The sequence below is a fragment of the Luteipulveratus mongoliensis genome, from assembly GCF_001190945.1.
In the GTDB taxonomy this organism is placed as follows: domain Bacteria; phylum Actinomycetota; class Actinomycetes; order Actinomycetales; family Dermatophilaceae; genus Luteipulveratus; species Luteipulveratus mongoliensis.
Map to the genome: position 1 here is coordinate 3,372,483 of NZ_CP011112.1, position 19,421 is coordinate 3,391,903.

The 19,421-nt window shown below is 69.4% G+C and carries 16 protein-coding genes; 6 read left to right on the forward strand and 10 right to left on the reverse strand.

Features of this window, described 5'->3' with window-relative positions; translation table 11 throughout:
* Window positions 1-15 precede the first annotated feature (15 nt).
* The gene (locus VV02_RS26070) at window positions 16-699 is read right to left on the reverse strand and encodes a M15 family metallopeptidase (RefSeq protein ID WP_218917426.1); all 684 of its coding nucleotides are present in this window, start codon (window positions 697-699) and stop codon (window positions 16-18) included.
* A gap of 190 nt (window positions 700-889) precedes the next feature.
* On the opposite strand from VV02_RS26070, the gene VV02_RS16060 reads away from it, so the two are divergent.
* Window positions 890-2,884: an ABC1 kinase family protein gene (locus VV02_RS16060; RefSeq protein WP_052593067.1), complete on the forward strand. Its 1,995-nt coding sequence runs from the start codon at window positions 890-892 to the stop codon at window positions 2,882-2,884.
* A gap of 56 nt (window positions 2,885-2,940) precedes the next feature.
* Window positions 2,941-3,906, forward strand: coding sequence for a zinc-binding dehydrogenase (locus tag VV02_RS16065; protein ID WP_052593069.1), 966 nt, complete (start codon window positions 2,941-2,943; stop codon window positions 3,904-3,906).
* Window positions 3,907-3,918: 12 nt separating this feature from the next.
* Here VV02_RS16065 and VV02_RS16070 read toward each other — a convergent pair whose 3' ends face one another.
* Window positions 3,919-5,313, reverse strand: coding sequence for a DNA polymerase IV (locus VV02_RS16070; protein ID WP_052593071.1), 1,395 nt, complete (start codon window positions 5,311-5,313; stop codon window positions 3,919-3,921).
* A 42-nt stretch (window positions 5,314-5,355) separates the two neighbouring features.
* Window positions 5,356-6,405 carry a glucose 1-dehydrogenase gene (locus tag VV02_RS16075; RefSeq protein ID WP_052593073.1) on the reverse strand — a complete coding sequence of 350 codons (1,050 nt, stop codon included), beginning with the start codon at window positions 6,403-6,405 and terminating at the stop codon, window positions 5,356-5,358.
* A gap of 123 nt (window positions 6,406-6,528) precedes the next feature.
* Here VV02_RS16075 and VV02_RS16080 point away from each other — a divergent pair, with 123 nt between their 5' ends.
* Window positions 6,529-7,572: a fatty acid desaturase family protein gene (locus VV02_RS16080; RefSeq protein WP_052593074.1), complete on the forward strand. Its 1,044-nt coding sequence runs from the start codon at window positions 6,529-6,531 to the stop codon at window positions 7,570-7,572.
* A gap of 100 nt (window positions 7,573-7,672) precedes the next feature.
* Here VV02_RS16080 and VV02_RS16085 read toward each other — a convergent pair whose 3' ends face one another.
* The 4 genes from VV02_RS16085 to VV02_RS16100 form a co-directional block, all read right to left on the reverse strand.
* Window positions 7,673-9,775, reverse strand: coding sequence for a RecQ family ATP-dependent DNA helicase (locus VV02_RS16085; protein ID WP_052593076.1), 2,103 nt, complete (start codon window positions 9,773-9,775; stop codon window positions 7,673-7,675).
* A gap of 106 nt (window positions 9,776-9,881) precedes the next feature.
* Window positions 9,882-10,637, reverse strand: a complete 756-nt coding sequence (locus VV02_RS16090) for a lysophospholipid acyltransferase family protein (protein ID WP_052593078.1) — start codon at window positions 10,635-10,637, stop codon at window positions 9,882-9,884.
* A 45-nt stretch (window positions 10,638-10,682) separates the two neighbouring features.
* Complete coding sequence (locus VV02_RS16095; RefSeq protein WP_245633104.1) at window positions 10,683-11,849, reverse strand: alpha/beta hydrolase family protein; 1,167 nt, start codon at window positions 11,847-11,849, stop codon at window positions 10,683-10,685.
* 112 nt (window positions 11,850-11,961) lie between these two features.
* Complete coding sequence (locus VV02_RS16100) at window positions 11,962-12,942, reverse strand: serine hydrolase domain-containing protein (RefSeq protein WP_052593082.1); 981 nt, start codon at window positions 12,940-12,942, stop codon at window positions 11,962-11,964.
* Window positions 12,943-13,009: 67 nt separating this feature from the next.
* On the opposite strand from VV02_RS16100, the gene VV02_RS16105 reads away from it, so the two are divergent.
* Complete coding sequence (locus VV02_RS16105) at window positions 13,010-14,074, forward strand: ATP-dependent DNA ligase (RefSeq protein WP_052593084.1); 1,065 nt, start codon at window positions 13,010-13,012, stop codon at window positions 14,072-14,074.
* Between the two features lie 16 nt (window positions 14,075-14,090).
* Here the strand turns inward: VV02_RS16105 and VV02_RS16110 are convergent, their stop codons facing one another.
* Together VV02_RS16110 and ligD are read right to left on the reverse strand one after the other, a co-directional pair.
* On the reverse strand, window positions 14,091-14,654 hold the full coding sequence (locus VV02_RS16110) for a GNAT family N-acetyltransferase (protein ID WP_169787702.1): 564 nt from the start codon (window positions 14,652-14,654) through the stop codon (window positions 14,091-14,093).
* A 32-nt stretch (window positions 14,655-14,686) separates the two neighbouring features.
* On the reverse strand, window positions 14,687-15,733 hold the full coding sequence (gene ligD / locus VV02_RS16115; RefSeq protein WP_052593087.1) for a non-homologous end-joining DNA ligase: 1,047 nt from the start codon (window positions 15,731-15,733) through the stop codon (window positions 14,687-14,689).
* 175 nt (window positions 15,734-15,908) lie between these two features.
* Between ligD and VV02_RS16120 the strand changes: the two genes are divergently transcribed.
* Together VV02_RS16120 and msrB are read left to right on the forward strand one after the other, a co-directional pair.
* Entirely contained in the window at window positions 15,909-18,323 is a 2,415-nt protein-coding gene (locus tag VV02_RS16120; RefSeq protein ID WP_052593090.1) for a lamin tail domain-containing protein, read from the forward strand.
* Between the two features lie 163 nt (window positions 18,324-18,486).
* Window positions 18,487-18,915 (forward strand): peptide-methionine (R)-S-oxide reductase MsrB, encoded by a 429-nt coding sequence (msrB, locus tag VV02_RS16125; RefSeq protein WP_052593092.1) that lies wholly within the window; start codon window positions 18,487-18,489, stop codon window positions 18,913-18,915.
* Here the strand turns inward: msrB and VV02_RS16130 are convergent.
* Window positions 18,875-19,378, reverse strand: coding sequence for a hypothetical protein (locus VV02_RS16130; RefSeq protein ID WP_052593094.1), 504 nt, complete (start codon window positions 19,376-19,378; stop codon window positions 18,875-18,877). The two genes, msrB and VV02_RS16130, sit on opposite strands and share 41 nt — an antisense overlap.
* Window positions 19,379-19,421 lie beyond the last annotated feature (43 nt).

The window sequence follows — 19,421 nt, forward strand, 5'->3', positions numbered from 1 at the left end:
GCTGGACGCGAGAGCTCAGTAGCCCGCGGCCTGCGCGGCGTCCCGATACATCGGCGGGCAGCTGCCGCCCTTGCCGACGTGCTCGAAGTGCCACCACTCGTTGCGATAGGTGCGGCACAGCCCGAACTTCGCGCCATGCAGCTCCAGCCAGCGGGCGCCGGCGCGCGGACCGACATCGATCGCGCGGCGCTGCACGTGTGAGGAGTCCTTGGGCGGCAGCACCCAACGGCGCGCCTCCTTCTCGGAGCCGTACTTGCGCACGGCTTCCTGGAACAGCTTCTCCTGCACCGACGCCGGACGATATCCCGAGGTGACGTGCAGTCGTACGCCGGCGGGCGCCGCTGCCTGGCGGGCCTTGATCAGCGCGTTGGCCAGGTCCGGGTTCAGGCCCTTGGTGCCCGACTTGTCCTTGCGGACCGCCTTGGTCGACGTGCTCGACGAGGTGGACGGCGTACGGGTGGTTGATGGGCGCCGTGTGGTGCTGGAAGTGCTCGTCTCGCCTGAGGACTGGAGGCCCAAGGTGGGCGTCGGCGTACTCGACGCACTCGGAGTCGCAGCCGGCAGAGGTGACGAGAATGCCTGGTTGTCGCTGTCCCCGCCGCCCGTGAGGTCCGAGCAGCCGCCGAGGATCATCGCCCCCACCACCGCCGGCGTCGCCAGCATCGCCAGACGTGTGGTCCTGTTTGTTCCCTTGCGCACGTGACCTCCCCCGCTCGAGCGTGCGTCCTCGAAGAGGGTAGGTGGTCACCGACCCAGCTCGAACACCGTTTGCCGAAAGCGACTGATCCCTCCTGAGCGGGATCCCGATCCCCGCCGGGAGCGAGGCAGCCTGCGGGGACCCCTGCTCATCTAGGGTCTGGCGGGGACATCAACGTGATGAGGAGCAGACGTGGGACTACTGGTCGGCCTGGCCTCTCTGGTCAACGCCGTCATCATCGCGTTCATCGCTCGTCGGCTGCTGGGTGCGCCGGTGGGCTGGCCGCGGGCCATCCTGCTCAGCCTCATGGTCAACGCGAGCGTCCCGTCGCTGCTCGACTGGGCGTCGGGTCCGCTGAGCCTGCAACGGAATCCGGCTCAGAACACCGTTGAAGCGGCTCAGACCGCACTGGTCAGCGGGCTGCTGATCTCGTGGGTGATCGTCGCTGAGGTCGCCCTCCTGGTCATCCTCGAGGCCCTGGTGCCGACCGGCTCGTTGCCCAACCCGATCGATTGGGTGCGAGGGTTGCCGGCTCGTTGGCGTCGCACCCGTCGCTACGTCCAGATCGTTCGGATCGCCACGCGACACGGGCTGTCCCGCTACTTCCGTCGCGGCCGGACCTCCGAGTCGCCTGGATCGGACACGGCGCGCGCGCTGCGCGAGGCGCTCACCGAGGGTGGCGTGACGTTCGTCAAGCTCGGGCAGATGCTGTCCACCCGTCCGGACGTGCTGCCCGCGGCCTTCGTCCGCGAGCTGTCCCGGCTGCACAGCGACGTGCCCCCGCAGCCGTGGAGCGTCGTACAGCAGACCTTGGACACCGAGCTCGGACGGCCGCACGGCGAGGTCTTCTCGGAGATCGACCAGACGCCGTTCGCCTCGGCCTCGGTCGGGCAGGTGCACCGCGCTCGTCTCGCCGACGGCCGCGAGGTCGTGGTGAAGGTGCAGCGCTCCGACGCCAGGGCGCAGGTCACCGCTGACCTGGACATCGTGCTGCGGCTCGCCCGCTGGCTCGACCGGCGCACGGAGTGGGCGCGCCGGGTCGGTGCGCGCGACCTGGCCCACGGCTTTGCCGAGTCCTTGGACGAAGAGCTCGACTACACCGCCGAGCTCAGCAACGTCTACGCCCTCCAGGCCGCGCTCGACGCCGCCGGCGACACTCGCGTCCGGGTGCCGCAGACCTACCCCGCCTGGTGCTCCGAGCGGCTGCTCGTGATGGAACGGATGCCCGGCCTCCCGCTCTCGTCCGCTGCGGACCTGCTCGCGACGTTCTCCGACCAGACTCGCCGCGACCTGGCGGAGCACCTGCTGGGCTCGGTCCTGGACCAGGTCATCAGCAGCGGTGTCTTCCATGCCGACCTGCACGCCGGCAACGTCTTCATCGATGAGCAGGAGCGCCTCGGGCTGCTCGACCTCGGCTCCGTGGGACGGCTCGATCGTGGCGCGCGACAGTCGCTCGCCCTGCTGCTGCTCGCGGTCGACCGGCAGGACGGTGCTGCCGCGACGCATGCCCTGGTCGACCTGCTCGACCGTGGTGAGCACCTCGACGAGCGCCGGCTCGAACGGGACGTGAGCGCCCTGATCATGCGGTACGCCGTCGGCGCGGCCCCGGGACGCAGCAGCCAGATGTTCGTGGCGATGCTGCGCGTGGTGCTGGCGCACGACCTGTCCGTACCTCCGCAGGTCGCCGCCGCCTTCCGCGCCCTGGGCGCACTCGAGGGCACGCTCACGCTGCTCAGCCCGGACGTGGACATGGTGCAGGTCGCGCGAGCCAGGGGTCGATCCCTCCTGCAGCAGCAGCTGTCGCCGCAAGGACTCCGTGAGCACCTCCAGGACCAGATGGTGGCCATGTTGCCGGTCCTGCAACGACTGCCCGCTCGGCTCGCGAAGGTCACCGAGGACCTCGAGGCCGGCCGGCTCGCCATCTCGGTCCGCACCTTCGAGACGCCCCGGGAACGCCGCTTTGTGCGCGGGCTCGCCCAGCAGGTCATCGTCTCGGTCCTGGCCGCGGCCTGCGCCCTCGGCGGCATCCTCATGGTCATCGCCGAGACCGGGCCGATGATGACGACAACCCTGCGGCTGTACGCCTTCCTCGGCTTCGTGCTGCTGCTGTTCGGCTTCGTTCTCGGCGCTCGCGCGCTTGTACTCGTGTTCCGGCATGCGCGCGAGCACGCGCTGGACTCACCGTGACAAGAGGCACCCTTTGCGAGACTGCCAGCTACCACGCTCCGACGAGATGAGGCCCCATGCTTGCTGTGTACGCCGACCGCCCCTCCCCCGACGCCCCCCTCGACGCGCTCGTCGTCGGTGAGCGACCGGAGCCGGAGGTACCGGCAGGCCATGTGGCAGTGACGGTCTCGGCCGCCAGCCTCAACATGCACGACCTGTGGACGCTGCGCGGCGTCGGCATCAAGCCGGAGCAGTTCCCCATGACGCTCGGGATGGACGCCTCCGGCACCCTCGAGGACGGCACCGAGGTCGTGGTCTACCCCGTGATCAGCTCGCCCGGCTGGAGCGGTGACGAGACTCTCGACCCGCGCCGCACGCTGCTCACCGAGCACCACCAGGGCACCTTCGCCGAACGTGTCGTCGTGCCGGAGCGCAATGTGCTGCCCAAGCCTGCGGGCCTGAGTCACAGCGAGGCGGCCACGCTCGGGACCGCCTGGCTGACGGCGTACCGCATGCTCTTCACCAAGTCCGGGCTGCGACCGGGCCAGACGATGCTCGTCCAGGGCGCGTCCGGTGGCGTGTCGACGGCGTTGACCGCGCTGGGTCGCGCTGCCGGACTGCGCGTCTGGGTCACTGGTAGCACCGAGGAAAAGCGTTCTCTTGCAACGGATCTCGGCGCCCACCAGGTGTTCGAGAGCGGTGCTCGCCTGCCCGAGCGCGTCGACGGCGTCTTCGACTCGGTGGGCAAGGCCACCTGGTCGCACTCGATCAAGTCGCTCAAGCCGGGCGGCATCGTGGTCACCTGTGGGGCGACGTCCGGCGAGCCCGATTCGGCCGAGCTGACCCGGATCTTCTTCCAGCAGATGCGCGTGGTCGGCTCGACGATGGGCACCCGCGCCGAGCTCGAAGACCTGCTCCGGCTGTGCGAGACGGCCGGCGTACGTCCTCGGGTCGGCACCGAGGTGCCGTTGGAGCAAGCGCGTGACGGGTTCGAGACGATGCTGGCGGGTCAGACGGCCGGCAAGATCGTGCTGACCCGCTGACTGCACGCGCCCTCAGTCGGCCTCGGGCGCGCGCCAGTCCGGCGGGTCGGTGGCATGCAGCTCGGCGTCATCGGCGGTGAAGGTGCGAACCGCGCCCGGCTGGGTTCGTGGTCCTTCGAACCGCACGCTGACCCGGCCGATCCCCGCACCCCACACCCAGCCCGCGCCGTGGACGTCGTGTCGGACGTCCTGGCCGGTACGCCACGTGGTCGCCGCGGTGGGCCACTCCGCCGTCGCGACGACGGTCGGTGCATCGGTCAGGTCCGCGACGGAGGACTGCGTCGGCTCCTCCGCCACCAGGACCTCCCCCGTCACGGCCATGCCCGCCTCGTCGTCGAACGCAAGCTGGGTCTGCGCGTGCGCCGTGAAGCCGGAGACCCCTACGCCGAGCAGGCGTAGTCCGTCGGACACATCGACGTCAGCAAGCAGCCGCCGGGCGGTGTCGAGCACCACCGCGTGCTCCCCGGTGGCATGGGCCAGAGTCGCCGAGCGGGTGTGGGTCGAGAAGTCGTGGTGGCGGATCTTGATGGTCACCGTGCGGGCGAACAGCGCGTTCTGCCCGAGCCGGCCCACGACGCGCGTGGCCATGCCCGACAGCTCGGCGTCCAGGCGTGAGCGGTCGGGCACATCGACATCGAAAGTCTCCTCGGCCGAGATGCTCTTGGTCTCACGCTCGACCACGACGTCACGATCGTCCTGGGCGCGCGCGAGCCGGTGCAGCCCGTGACCGTGTGAGTCTCCGAAGAGGCTGACCAAGTCAGGCAGCGACATCCGTTGCAGGTCAGCGACTGTCGCGACACCGAAGCTCTTGAGTCGCTCAGCCGTCGCCGGCCCGACGCCCCCGAGCACCCGGACCGACAGCGGCTCGAGGACCTCCAGCTCACGACCGGCCTCGATCACGACCAGGCCGTGCGGCTTCTCCAGCTCGGAGCCGATCTTGGCGAGCATCTTGGACGAAGCGACACCTGCTGAAGCCGTCAATCCACCTGTGGCAGAAGCGATCTCATCGATCAGATCGGCGACCAGGTGGCGTACGCCGTCCACGCTCAAGTCGTGATGCCCCGGCGCGGCGAGGTCGACGTACGCCTCGTCGACGGAGACCTGCTCCACGACCGGCGACAGCGCGTGCAGCAGGTCCATGACCACGTGCGAGGAAGCGCGATAGGCCTCGAAACGAGGTGAGAGGTACGCCGTCCCGGGCGGGCAGCGGCGGCGTGCCTCAGAGGTCGGCATGGCTGATCGCGCGCCATAGGCACGGGCCTCATAGGACGCGGTCGAGACGACACCTCGGGTGCCGATCCCGCCGACGATGACCGGTTTGCCACGCAGCGAGGGCTTGTCTCGCTGCTCGACCGCGGCGAAGAACGCATCCAGATCCAGATGGAGGATGCTCGCCTGGGCACGCACGCCTCACATTGTGGGGCCTGGCACCGACAACCCCGACGCGGGTCAGCTGAGGGTCAGCACGACCTTGACGTCGTCGTCCTGGCGATCGAACGCCGAGGCGAAGTCCTCCAGAGCGACACGTCGGGTGATGAGTCGCTGCAGCCAGGACTGATCGGCGTCCTTCAAAGCCTTCGCACCCGCCTCGTAGTGGCGCATGTTGGCGTTGACCGAGCCCACCACCGCGCCGTTGTCGAGCACGATGTCCCGGTTGATGGCCCCGAGGTCGAGCTTGGTCTGCTCGCCGGGGTTGGAGATGCCGGTCAGCACGATGATCCCGTAGGGGACGTTCTCGGCCAGCACACCTTGAATCACGGGGACCGCGCCGGTGCCCTCGATGACCACGTCCGGCTTGACCTTCTTCATCACCGCGTCGGCCGAGTCCGTGTGATACGTCCCGCCCAGGTCCTTGACCAGCTCGGGCTTGAGGCCGTCCTTGGCCCGGTCCAGGACGTGCACCTCGAGACCCCGCTGCGCGCCGATCATGGCCCCCAGCAACCCAATTGGCCCCGCGCCCGTGACGAGCACAGACTTCGGCTCGAACCAACCACGGTCACCGATCCGGTCCACCTGCTCCCAGGCCTTGGCGACCACTGTGGTCGGCTCCATCAGCATGCCGACCTCCGCCAGGGACGCGTCCAGCTTGATCGCCATCTCCGGCTTGACGCGCCACTGCTCGCTGCCGAAGCCGTGGATCTGCTTGATGCCGTGCTCGGTGTATTCGCCGTTGCGGCACATGTCCCACTCGCCGTGCGCGCACGCACCGCAGGGCTTCGGGTCGGGCATCCGGACCACGCCCACGATCAGGTCGTCCTTGGCGAAGCCGCTGCCGTCGGGTGCCTCGATGATCTTGCCCAGCGACTCGTGGCCGAGGATCAGGCGCTCCGAACCCTGGGGCGCCCAGCCATACAGCCCCTCGGAGATCTCGTGGTCCGTGCCGCAGACGCCGAGGGCCAGGCCCTGCACGAGAACGTCGCCGTCCTTGGCGTCCGGCTCCGGCATGTCGACGACGTCCAGCGAGTCCTTCTGCTGCGGAATGACCGTGAGTGCGCGCATGTCTGCACGCTATCGACGTCGTACGCCAGGTGGGGGTGCGGCGCGTTCGTCACCCAGACGTACCCCTGGCGTTCACTCCTGTGAGTGACGACGCTTCCGGCGCAACGTCCGTATGTTCGCAGCATGTCCACCGAAGCTGTCACCGTCCCGCCCGTCCGCACCCCGACGTCACGAGGTTCTGACTTCGCCGAGCTGTCCCGTCGGATCAAGGCAGCAGGACTGCTTGAGCGGCAGCCCCGCTACTACCTGCTGCGGGCGACCGCGCTCGGGGGTGTGACCGCAGCGACCGTGGCAGCCTTCGTGATGCTGGGCAACTCGTGGTGGCAGCTCGTCGTCGCCGTCGTCCTCGCCGCGCTCTCCGGCCAGCTCGCGCTCATCGCGCACGACCTGGCGCACCGGCAGATCTTCCGGACTCGCCGTCCGAGTCAGGCGTGCGGGCTCGTCGTCGGCAACCTGCTGCTCGGTATGAGCTACGGGTGGTGGATGGACAAGCACACCCGGCACCACGCCAACCCCAACCATGAAGAGCTCGACCCGGACGTGGCGCCGGACATCATCGTCTGGTCCCAACGGCAGGCCCGCAGCAGCCGCGGCATCGCGCGCCGGCTCGCTCCGCTCCAGGGATACTTGTTTCTCCCGCTGCTCACGTTCGAAGGTCTGAACCTGCACGCCTCGGCTGTCCGCGCCGTCGCCCGGCCCGGTCTGAAGCAGCGCCGGATCGAAGCTGTCCTGCTCGTGGGCCACGCAGCCGTCTACATCAGCGCGCTTCTGCTCGTCCTCTCCCCCGCCAAGGCACTCGCGTTCGCCGTCGTGCACAAGGCTCTCTGGGGCGGGTACCTCGGGGCGATCTTCGCGCCCAACCACAAGGGCATGCCGACCCTGACCGGCAACGACCGACCGGACTTCCTGCGCCGTCAGGTGCTGACCTCACGCAACGTCACCGGTGGTCGCGTCGTCGATGTCGCGCTCGGTGGGCTGAACCACCAGATCGAGCACCACCTGTTCCCGAGCATGGCCACACCCGCACTCCGACAGGCTCGGCCGATCGTGAAGGACTACTGCCGCGAGGTCGGGGTGGACTACGCCGAGGCATCCCTGGTGTCGTCGTACGCCCAGGCGCTGCGGCACCTGCACCACGTCGGCGCACCGCTGCGCGACGCAGCGTAGGTGCCGGCACCCGAACAACCGCCACCGTCGCGCAGGTACGGCATCGGATCGCAGACAAGGCTGCGGTTCAACGCCAGATCTGCGCGGCGGTCACGACGGATCAGATGCGCCGGTGGACAAGCAACGGCAGCACTCGGGCAGCGCCCGCCTCGCGCAGGGCCGCGCCGGCGACCGTGACGACCCATCCTGAGGATGACGCGTCCACCACGAGCAGCACGCAGCGCCCGGACACCTCGTCCGCGAGGCTGCTGGCATCGAGCACCGCGCGCCAGGCCGCCGCCTCATCCGGTGACGGCAGGTCCGCATCCACTGACTGGATGGGCGGCCACGCGGCATAGCTCAGCCGGCCGACCTCGGCGAGGTGCTGGGCAACACCTGCGGTGACGTCGGTCAGGCCGGCAGCGGGCAGCGAGACGGCCACGTCGGGCCGCTGGGACCAGTCGTCCTTCCACCCGGCCAGCACCCGGACCGCAGCGTCGAGCAGGTCCTGTGGCGGCTCGGCGTCCTGAGCCAGGACGCCACGGGTGACGTCACGCCACTCGGGAGCATCGGCGTGCACGATGACCCGGCCGGGATCGGTAGCGAGATGAGCGGGGATACGTCCGCGGGCTCCGAACGCCCCACCCGGCCACATCTTGCGTGGCTCGAGGAGATGCGTCTGTCCGCGCAGCACACCTCGGACGCCGGCGATGACCTCGTCACTAGCCTGCGCCTGAAGCGGCTCGGGCAGCCGGCCGAGGCAGACGGAGCACCGGCCGCAGGGCGCAGCGTCCGGATCGTCGAGTGACTCCTGGAGCAGCTGCATCAGACAGGACCCACCGTCGACGTAGCGCCGCATGATGTCGGCCTCGCGCCGTCGAACGGCGAGGACGCCGTCGTAGTGCTCCTGGTCGTACGTCCAGGGGGTGCCGGTGGCGATCCAGCCCTCATGCGTGCGCTCGACGGCACCGTCGACGGCGAGCTGCTTGAGCATCAGCTCCACCCGGGTGCGCCGCAGGCCCGTCTCCGCCTCGAGCGCCGGCACCGACACCGGCTCCTCGTGCTGGCCCAACGTCGTCAGGAGCTTCTCGATGTGGTCCTGCCGCGGGATGGTCGCCGTTGCGAAGTACTCCCAGACGCCGTCGTCGCCGGCAGACGGCAGCAGCACGACCGCCGCATGGTCGATCGCACGACCCGCTCGACCGACCTGCTGGTAGTACGACACCGGCGAGGGCGGCGCGCCGACATGGACCACGAAGCCGAGGTCCGGCTTGTCGTAACCCATGCCGAGCGCCGAGGTGGCGATCAGCGCCTTGACCTCGTTGGCACGCAGGGCGTCCTCGAGACGCTCGCGCTCGGCGGCGTCGAGCTGGCCGGTGTACGCGGCCACGGCCAGCCCCGGCGCGTCCCCGTGCCGCGCTCTGATGGCCTCCGCGAGGCGCTCGGCATCGGCCACGGTCAGTGTGTAGACGATCCCCGACCCGGGCAGCCGAGGTAGGTGCTCCACGACCCACGCGAAGCGCGCGAGCGGGTCCATCCGGGGCAGCACCGTCAGCTGCAGGCTGGAGCGCGCGAGCGGTCCGCGCAGCACGGTGGTCGACTCGCCGAGCTGGCGCGACAGGTCCTCGGTGACACGGGCGTTGGCGGTCGCCGTGGTGGCCAGCACCGGCGTCTGCGGGTTGAGCCGTTGCAGGACATCGGCAACGCGCCGGTAGTCCGGACGGAAGTCGTGACCCCAGTCGGAGACCGCGTGTGCCTCGTCCACCACCAGCAGGCCAAGACGCCCGGCCAGCGACTCCAGCACCCGTCGGCCAAAGCCTGGGTTGGCCAGCCGCTCGGGCGAGACGAGCAGGACATCGAGGTCGTCATCGCGCAGGGCGTCCTCGATGGCCGACCAGTCGGAGATGTTGGAGCTGTTGAGCGTCGCTGCGCGGAGCCCGGCCCGGCCCGCGGCGACGACCTGGTCACGCATCAGGGACAGCAGCGGTGACACCACCAAGGTCGGACCGCCGCCACGTTCACGGCTCCACGCCGTGGCCACCCAGTAGACCGCTGACTTGCCCCACCCGGTCGCCTGCACGACGAGGACCCGCGACCCGGGCTCGGCCAGCGCTCGAACGGCCGTCTCTTGGTCGTCCCGCAGGTGCGATCCGGGGCCCGCAAGGGCGGACAGCACCCGGTCTGCGGTCGCGATCAGGTCAGCTGTGCCTGAGGTCTGGGTCATGTCTCGACCGTATGGGCAGCCGACGACAGCAGCACCATCGGCCGTGACGGGCTGTGGACGATGACGACGGTGGCGAGGGGGCTGTGCAGGACCGGTGGGACCGGCCCTACTTCGAGGCCCGCTTCGCCTTCCGGCGGGCGTTCTCCTCGTGGTCCAGCACCTTGGCGGCCTCAGGCGTCGGTGCCGTCCCTCCGAGCCGCGCCGGCACGTACTTGAGGTCGTCGCCGGTCAGGGTCGGATAGCTCTCCTGCGCCTCGTGCAGCATCTTCTCCATCACCGTCTTGAGCTCGGCGGTCGCTTCGACGGCGTTGCCACCCGCCTCGAACGTCAGCGGTGCGCCGACCGTGATGGTGATGGGTGTCTTGGACCGGCCGAGCTGCTTGGGGTGGTCCTTGGTCCACACGCGGTGGTTGCCCCACGCGATCGTCGGTAGCACCGGGACACCGGCCTCCATCGCCATCCGCACCGCGCCGGTCTTGAAGTCACGCAGCTCGAGCGAGCGCGAGATCGTCGTCTCCGGGAAGACGCCCACGATCTCGCCGGCGCGCAGCGCGCTGACCGCCTCGTCGTACGCCGCGACACCGGACCTGCGGTCCACCGGGATGTGCTTCATCCCGCGCATCAGCGGACCCATGACCCGGTGGTCGAAGATCTCCTTCTTGGCCATCCACCGCACGAGGCGACGCGACTCGAGCGCCGGCAGACCGGCGTACGCGTAGTCGAAGTAGGACAGGTGGTTCATGGCCACCACGGCACCGCCGGAGCGCGGGACGTGCTCACCGCCGCTGATGGTGAACTTGAGCCCCTGGGCTGCGAACAGCGTCCTGGCGAAGCCGATGACGGGCTTGTAGACCGGTTCCATGCGGTCAGACTAGGCCACCGAACCTACGCAGCCGTCGGCCCGCGCTCACGCACAGAAGTCGCGGACGACGCTCTCCCAGCGCACGGAGTCGACGTTCCACTCGCGGCAGTGTCGAGCGACCTTCCAGCGTTCGAGCGCCACCAGGTCCGGGCGGGCGTCCGCCAGCGCCTGGGAGGGCCCGAACGGCACGAACTCATCGTCCTCGGAGTGGATCAGCAGGATCGGATGGGTCAGCTCATCGGCCCTGGCCACCCAGTTGGTCTCCGCGATGTCGATGGGCTGAGCCAGACCGACCACAGCCCGAGAAGCCCTGCCGGACAACAGCTCTCGACCGAGTACGCCGACCGGCTCGGGCAGGTGATTGACCTCGGCCTGGTGCTTGATCACGTCTCCCCAGTCGATCACCGGGGCGTTGAGCACGACCTTGCTGACCCGGTCCGACAACCAGGACCGGTTGAGGGTCTGCAGGACGATCGCCCCACCCATCGACCAACCGAACAGGATGACCTCGGTCGCGCCGCGCTCCAGCGCGTAGAGGATGCCGGCCTCGACGTCCTGCCACTCCGACAGGCCGAGGTTGTAGCGATGGTCCGGGCTCGCGGGCGCGTCGACATCGTTGCGGTAACCGACCACGAGCGAGCTCAGACCCAGCTCGTGCAAGGTCGGGAGTGCACGCAGGCACTCATCCCGCAGGGACGCCCGGCCGTGCACCAGCACAGCCCAACGGTCGGCGTGCTCACCGTGACCGGGGACGAGCCAGGCCGGCATGTCCCCGACGTCGCCGTGGATCGCGACCTCCTGGCACGGCAGGCCGAGCGCCTCCGAGGGTGTGCCGGCGTAGAAGTAGCCGCTCCACCGCGCCCCGCCCGGCGTGAGCTCACCGGTGTCAACCCCGAGCAGCTCCCGCGTCACGGTGCCTGCTGACTCGTCTCGAGTGATGATCTCGCCGATCCGAGCATGCCCCTTGCCGCCCCCGATCCAGAGCCCATAGCGGCCGGGAGAAGCGGTCTGGTCGTCGGCGTCGACGGTCACCGTGGAGCCTGTGACCGTCCGGACCTCGGTGTCGTCCGGCTGGTCCCGCTCAGGCGTGACGACCCGGCGGGCGAAGTAGGCAGCGGTCCCGAGGCCGGCCAGGCCAGCGGCAGCTGCCAGACCGCCGAGCACGGCGGCTGACAGCCCCATGGCCTTGGCCAATCCCCTCGAGTGCGCCACCCAACCATCCTGTCAGGCCCCTACTACGGATGTACGGAAGGACCCCTCGACCTTCTGATCACACCGGTTCGCCAAGGCTGTGAACGGTTGAACCTCGTACCGTGTGGTCCGCTCAGGTCGCAAGCGCGCGGGCGATGGGCCAGGCGCCCAGCGAGGTGTTGGAGAGCACGGTGCGGGTGGTGCCGGTGCGCGGGTCGTGGGTGGACGTGAAGGACGCGCCGGCGTCCGACCCGACCAGCATCACCGTGTCGGTGCTCTCGTGCAGCCAGAAGCCGAGCCCGTAGCGCCGGCTGTCCTCGGGTACGTCACAACGCGGCCGTACGACCTCCTCGACCGAGTCCACGATGTCGCCGGCGAAGAACGCGCGCCAGAAGGCGGAGAGGTCGGCAGCCGTGGTGTGGATGCCGCCATCGCCATTGGCCAGCACCGGCAGGTGAAAGACGTTGGAGCGGTCCACCCCGTCCAGTGGGAGATAGCCCACCGCGACGTCAGCGGGCAGCTCGTCGGAGCGAAGGAAGTCGGTCCGGGCCATGCCCGCAGGGCGCAGAACTCGTTCTCGCACCAGGTCGTGGTAGCCGACGCCGCCGGCCCGCTCCGCCAGCAGAGCGAGGACCACGAAGCCGCCGTTGCAGTAGGCGAACCGTTCACCGGCCCGGAACTTCGTCGCGTGCCCGTCCAGCAGGGGCAGGAAGGCTTCTGTGGTGGTCAGCTCATGAGCCGCGCCGACGACGTAGTCGGTGATCTCGCCGTCGGCCTCTTCGTCCAGGTAGTCACCGATGCCGGAGGTGTGCGTGAGCAGATGTTCGACGGTCACGTCGTCCGCGATCAGCGGCAGATCCGCTCCGAGCAGGGATCGGGCGGTGGTACTCAGCGCCAGCGCACCCTGCTCCACCAGTGAGAGAACGGTCAGGGCCGTGAATCCCTTGCTCCCGCTGGCGATGCCGAACCTGGTGTCCAGGGTGTTGGGGACGCCGTACGCGCGGTTGGCCAGACCGTAGGCGTTCGCGAGCTCGATCTGACCGGCCCGGTCGACCGACACCACGCCGGAGAAACCGGTCTCGTGAGCGATCGTGTCGATATCCCCCAGCGGCATCGCCGCACACTAGCCCAGGCCGAGCGGTGCCAAGGCGGCTTGTCGGTCAGCCCGCCACAATGGATCCATGGAGCTCCCCTTCGACCTTCCGATCACACCGATGCTCGCCAAGGCCGTGAAAGGGGTACCCGCCGCGGACTCGGTCGAGGGCGGGTTGTCCTACGAACCCAAGTGGGACGGGTTCCGGGTCCTGCTCCTACGGGACGGCGACGAGGTCGAGCTGGCCTCGCGCGGCTCCAAGCCGCTGACCCGCTACTTCCCGGAGGTCGTGGCGGCGGCCAAGGAGCACCTGCCCGAGCGCTGTGCGCTGGACGGCGAGATCGTCGTACGCTCCGGCTCGCCTGGCGCGCAGCGTCTCGACTGGGAGGCGCTCGGTCAACGCATCCACCCCGCGGCGTCGCGCGTCGAGAAGCTCGCGGGTGAGACACCGGCCGAGGTGATCTTCTTCGACGCGCTCGCGTTCGGTGACGAGTCGCTGCTCGACCAGCCGTTCGCCACGCGTCGTGAGCGTCTCGTCAAGGCGCTGTCACGACTAGCGGCCGACGCCCCCTTCCACGTCACGCGGGTGACCGACGACCCGGCCAAGGCGGAGGACTGGTTCACCCGTTTCGAAGGCGCCGGACTGGACGGCGTGGTCGCCAAGCCGCTCGAGGGCACCTACGAGCCCGGCAAGCGGACCATGCTCAAGATCAAGCACTCGCGCACGGCCGAGGGAGTCCTGCTGGGCTACCGCATCCACAAGAGCGGCGAGGGCGTCGGCTCGTTGCTGCTCGGGATGTACGACGCGGACGGCAACCTGCGCAACGTCGGCGGCATCTCCGCGTTCACCATGGCTCGTCGGATCGAGCTGATCGACGAGCTGGCCGAGCTCGTGGTGCGTGATGATGACGGCGGCGCGCTGACGGGCGAGACCGACCGGTCACGCTTCAGCGGGAGCAAGGACGTCTCGTTCGTCCGGCTGCGCCCCGAGAAGGTCGTCGAGGTGAAGTTCGACCAGCTGGAGGGCTCTCGCTTCAGGCACACGGTGGGCTTCCTGCGCTGGCGCCCGGACCGTGAGCCCGGGTCGTGCCTGCTGGAGCAGGTCGAGCGAGCCCCCTCTTACGACCTGGACGCGGTCCTCGGCGCGGACTGACCTCGCCGCAGCCGGCTCAGCGATCCAGGGGCAGGCGTACGACGGGGCGAGTCGGTCCGGTGCGACCGATCTCCTCGAATCCTGCTGCGACGAAGGTCGACAGCGCCCCGTGGAAGAGCTCGCTGCCGCCGACCTTGCCGGTGCGGGCCTCGACATCGATCGGATGGCCCTCGATCGCCGACGCACCGTGCGAGCGCGCGAGATCGACCGCCGCGCGCAGCAGGGCGGTCGCCACTCCCCTGCGTCGATGGCCGACCTTGACGACGAAACACGTCGTGCGCCAGACGTTCTCGTCGTCGGAGTCTCCCCGGACGGCCGCCAGCGACCGGCTCGAGGTGAGGCGGTCGTACGACGTCAGCGGGCCGACGGCCAGCCAACCGATGGGCACACCACCGCCGTAGGCGAGCAGGCCGAGCGGTCGCTCCGAAGCCGCCACCTGCGCACGCAGCGACTCCTGGTTGGATGCCCGGTCCGTGGAGTAACCCTGGCCGGTCGTGACGAAGAACTGGCACCAGCACCAGGCGGGGTCACCGCGCGTGCCGAACAACGCGACGAGGTCGTCCCATCGGTCGGGTGACATGGGCCGGATCGTGAGGTCGTCCATCGCGGGCGTCAGCGGTCGGCGGGATCAGGCAGGTCGTTGCGCTTCTTGCTCGGCTGCACGCGTCGGGGCTCGCCGGGCATCTTGGGATAGTCGGGCGGGAACGGCATCTCACCGAGCCCGCGCTCCTCAACGTCCTTGTCCCACAAGGCAATTGCGGTCGCGACGTCTCCGACGGACTCCCCCATCGACGCCCACGCGTCACCTTCTGACTCCAGGTGACCAGGCGCCGTACGGACCGTGAAGTCGCTGACCTTCACCTCACGCAGCGCTGACCACGGCACCGGCATCGACACCGGCGCGCCGGGCAGCGGGCGGGCGGAGTACGCCGCCGCGATCGTCCGGTCACGGCAGGCCTGGTTGAAGTCGACGAAGATCTTCTCGCCGCGCTCCTCCTTCCACCACGCTGTGGTGACCAGGTCGGGCAGCTGCCGCTCGAGCTCGCGAGCGATACCGATGACGCCGTGTCGCACGTCGAGGATCTCGTGGGTCCGCTTGATGCGGGCGTAGACGTGGACACCGCGGTTGCCACTCGTCTTGACCCACGGCGTGAGTGACAGCGACTCCATGACGTCCTTGAGGCCGTACGCCGCCTCAACCACGTCCGCGAACGCGCGCCCGGGCTGCGGGTCCAGGTCGATGCGCAGCTCGTCGGGGTTGTCGTTGTCGTCGCTGCGCATCGGCCACGGGTGGAAGGTGATGGTGTTCATCTGGACCATCCACACGGCCGAGGCGATCTCGTCGATCACCAGCTGCGGGTGCTGGCGGCCAGACGGATAGGTGCACATGGTCGTACGCGTGTAGTCCGGTACGCCGCGAGGCGGGTTCTTGGAGAAGAACTCCTCACCGTCGATCCCCGTGGGGAACCTCTGCAGCGCGACCGGCCGGTCACCGTTGGCCGCGAGGAACGGATCTGCCACGGACGCGACGTATTGCGCCAGCTCCAGCTTGGTGATCCCGTCATCGGGCCACAGCACCCGGTCGGGGCTGGAGATCCGCACCTGTCGTACGCCGTCCGGTCCGGGGATCTCGAGGACCTGCGCCTTCGCTGGGCTCATGTCCACGGACTGTAGTGATCCGGGGCGACACGCACTGCGCCGCGGAGCAGATGTCGCGGGCGCGTGAACATCGGGAAACCGTCAGTCATTCGGGCCACAACACCGTCAGACCAGGCCTACAGTCGCCCCGTCCCGTCGCGTTCCATCCGAGCGCACCTCGCCCGAAAGGTCACCCATGCCTGTCGCACCTCGCCGCCGGCTGGCCTCCGCTGTGACGGTGTCGTCGCTCGCGGTCGCCACCGCACTGTCCTTGGCACCGTCCGCGCACGCCGCCTCCAGCAGCCTGGTCATCGCTGAGGCGTACGGCGGTGGCGGCAACTCCGGCGCCCCGTTCGTCGCCGACTTCGTGGAGCTGTTCAACCGCGGCGAGACGCCGGTCGACCTGACGGGATGGACCGTGCAGTACTGGTCCGCGGCCGGCACGACTCCCCAGAAGACCGAGCTCTCCGGCACGGTCGCGCCCGGCGGGCGCTACCTCGTCAAGGAGGCCGACGGCGCCAACACCGCGGCCCCTGCCCTGCCGACCGTGGACGCCACCGGCACTATCGCGATGTCGGCCGCTTCTGGTCGCGTCGCGATCGTCAACCCGGCCGGTGAGGTCGTCGACCTCCTCGGCTACGGAGCCGCCTCGGTGTCCGAGGGCGCCGCCGCGCCCGGCACCAGTAACACCACCTCGGATGCACGCACCAACCCGTGCGTCGACACCGACAACAACGCGGCCGACTTCACGCTGGGCGCGCCGGCGCCGCAGAACGCCACCACCGCCGTCGTGGACTGCTCGGGTACGACGGAGCCCCCGCCCTCCGGTACGACCGCGACCATCGCTCAGGTCCAGGGCGCGTCCCACACCTCGCCGTTCAACGGCCAGAAGGTCAAGGACGTCAAGGGCGTCGTCACCGCCGTGAGCTCCTCCGGGTTCTGGATCCAGTCCACGACTCCGGACGACGACCCGGCCACGAGCGAAGGCGTGTTCGTCTTCACGCGGACCGCGCCCACGGTCGGCGTCGGCGACGAGGTCACGGTCGCGGGCACCGTCTCGGAGTTCCGGGGCGGCGGCGCGGACGGCAACGACAACCTGACGACGACCGAGATCACCGCTCCGACCACCACCGTGGGGTCGAGCAACAACCCGCTGCCCGCACCGGTCGTCCTCGGCGTCGACCGGGTCGCTCCCCAGCAGGTCGTGCGCAGCGACGACCCGGGATCGGTCGACAAGCCCGGGGTCACCTTCGACCCGACCAAGAACGCGATCGACTTCGACGAGTCGCTCGAGGGCATGCGGGTCGGTCTGCGCGACGCCACCGCAGTCGGTCCCACCAACGCCTCCTTCGGCGAGCTCCCCGTCGTGCCCGGCCAGAAGGTCACGGCCCAGCGCAGCCGTACGGGCGGTGTGGTCTATGGCGGCTACGACCAGCCCAACGCGCAGCGGCTGATCCTCGATGACCCGCTGCTGCCCAAGGGCGCGATGCCGCTGGCCAACGTCGGCGACACCCTCACCGGCGACACAGTCGGCGTCATGGACTACAGCTTCGGCAACTTCCACGTCCTGCTGACCAGCCAGCCGACGCTCGCCAGCAAGAACCTGCAGCGCGAGACGACCAAGCGCGCGGGCATCACTCAGCTGGCCGTCGCGACCTTCAACGTCGAGAACCTCGCGCCCAGCGACCCGGCGACCAAGTACGAGCGCCTCGCGGGCCAGATCACCCACAACCTCCAGCGCCCGGACATCCTGGCGCTCGAGGAGATCCAGGACAACAGCGGCGCGGCCAACGACGGCGTCGTGGACTCGACGACCACGGTCAACAAGCTGCTGGCCGCGGTCAAGGCCGCGGGCGGTGGCACCTACCAGGCCCGGTGGATCAACCCGACCGATGGCACCGACGGTGGCCAGCCGGGCGGCAACATCCGCCAGGTCTTCATCTACCGCGCCGACCGCGGCCTGAAGTTCGTCGACCGTCCCGGCGGTAGCGCGACGACTGCAACCGACGTAACCGGAACCGGTCGACGTACGGCCCTCACCCAGTCTCCCGGGCGTATCGATCCTGGCAACGCAGCCTGGAAGGACTCGCGCAAGCCACTCGTCGGCGAGTTCAGCTGGCGCGGCTCCTCGGTGTTCGTGGTCGCCAACCACTTCGCCTCCAAGGGCGGTGACGACCCGCTGTTCGGTCGCTGGCAGCAGCCGACACGCTTCTCCGAGGCGCAGCGCCACGGTCAGGCGACAGCGGTGCGCGGCTTCGTCGACAAGCTGCTCAGGGCGGACGCCAAGGCCAACGTCGTGGTGCTCGGCGACATCAACGACTTCGAGTTCAGCAAGACGGCTGACCTCCTCGTCGGCTCCGGCTCGAACGCGCTGACCGACCTGCCCCGCACGGTCGAGCCGAAGGAGCGCTACAGCTACGTCTTCGATGGCAACAGCCAGATCCTCGACCACATCCTGATCAGCAAGTCGCTGGCGACGCTCCCCTGGCCGATCGAGCGCCTGGGCAAGGGTTACGCGTACGACATCGTGCACACCAACTCCGAGTTCCACGACCAGGACTCCGACCACGACCCGCAGGTCGTCCGCCTCAACCTGGTCGGGCTGCACTAGCCCGTTCATCGTTCGGAACCGCGTGGCGACGATGCCGGACCGGGTGAGCCTGCGAGCCCGGCCGGCTGAGGAGCGGCGCGAGAAGGAACTCACCCCCTGGTCGGGGGAACGTCTCCCCGACCAGGGCTGTTGTGCATGGTGAAGTGACCTTGAGGAGGCCCGCATGACCGACCAGACGGCGTACCCCGTGAGCAAGAGCGACCAGGAGTGGCGCGAGCGGCTGTCGGCCGAGGAGTTCCACGTGCTGCGCGAGGCGGGGACGGAGCGGCCGTTCACCGGCGAGTACACCGACACCGAGACGAAGGGCGTCTACAGCTGTCGGGCGTGCGGTGAAGAGCTGTTCCGCAGCGACACGAAGTTCCACAGCCACTGTGGGTGGCCGTCGTTCTACGCTCCGTCGGCCGATGACAACGTCGAGCTGATCGAAGACCGCTCGATGGGGATGAAGCGGGTCGAGGTGCGCTGCGCCTCCTGCGGCTCGCACCTCGGGCACGTGTTCGAGGGCGAGGGTTACGCGACGCCGACCGACCAGCGCTTCTGCATCAACTCGGTCAGTCTTCGTCTGGCGCAGGACGAGGAGCCGTCCGCCTGAAAGCCTCGTGCGCCGGCGCGTCCGCCGGGTGGTCCGGGAGCAGCTGCTCGCGGGCCAGCCGGACGACCCAGCGCACGATCGTCATGTCGTCCAGGTGGCCGGTGCTGCGCGGGTCCGGGATGACGTCCTGCTCGACCACGAAGTACTCCAGCGCGGCGAGCACCAGCCGCAGGTGGCTGCTCAGGGTCGGGCTCATGGCCGCCAGCAGGTCGGGCGTCTCTGCCTGCTCGAGGTGGTCGATCCGATCGACCAGCACCGACCGAGCGATGTCGACCTCGGCATAGTCGGGGAGGTCCTGGGCGCGGCCGATCCCGAAACGCTTGTGGTCGACCTTGTCCAGCAGCTCGCGGAGCAGCTCGGGAGCGTCGGCGACCTGGTCAGCGACGATCCGCGCCTCGACGAACGACCGCGACATCAGCAGGTTGCCCAGGCCCGGATCGGGGCCGTGGTCCGCGTCGGTCATGATCGCGGATGCTACCAACCGGACGGTCCTGGCCCGACCGCTT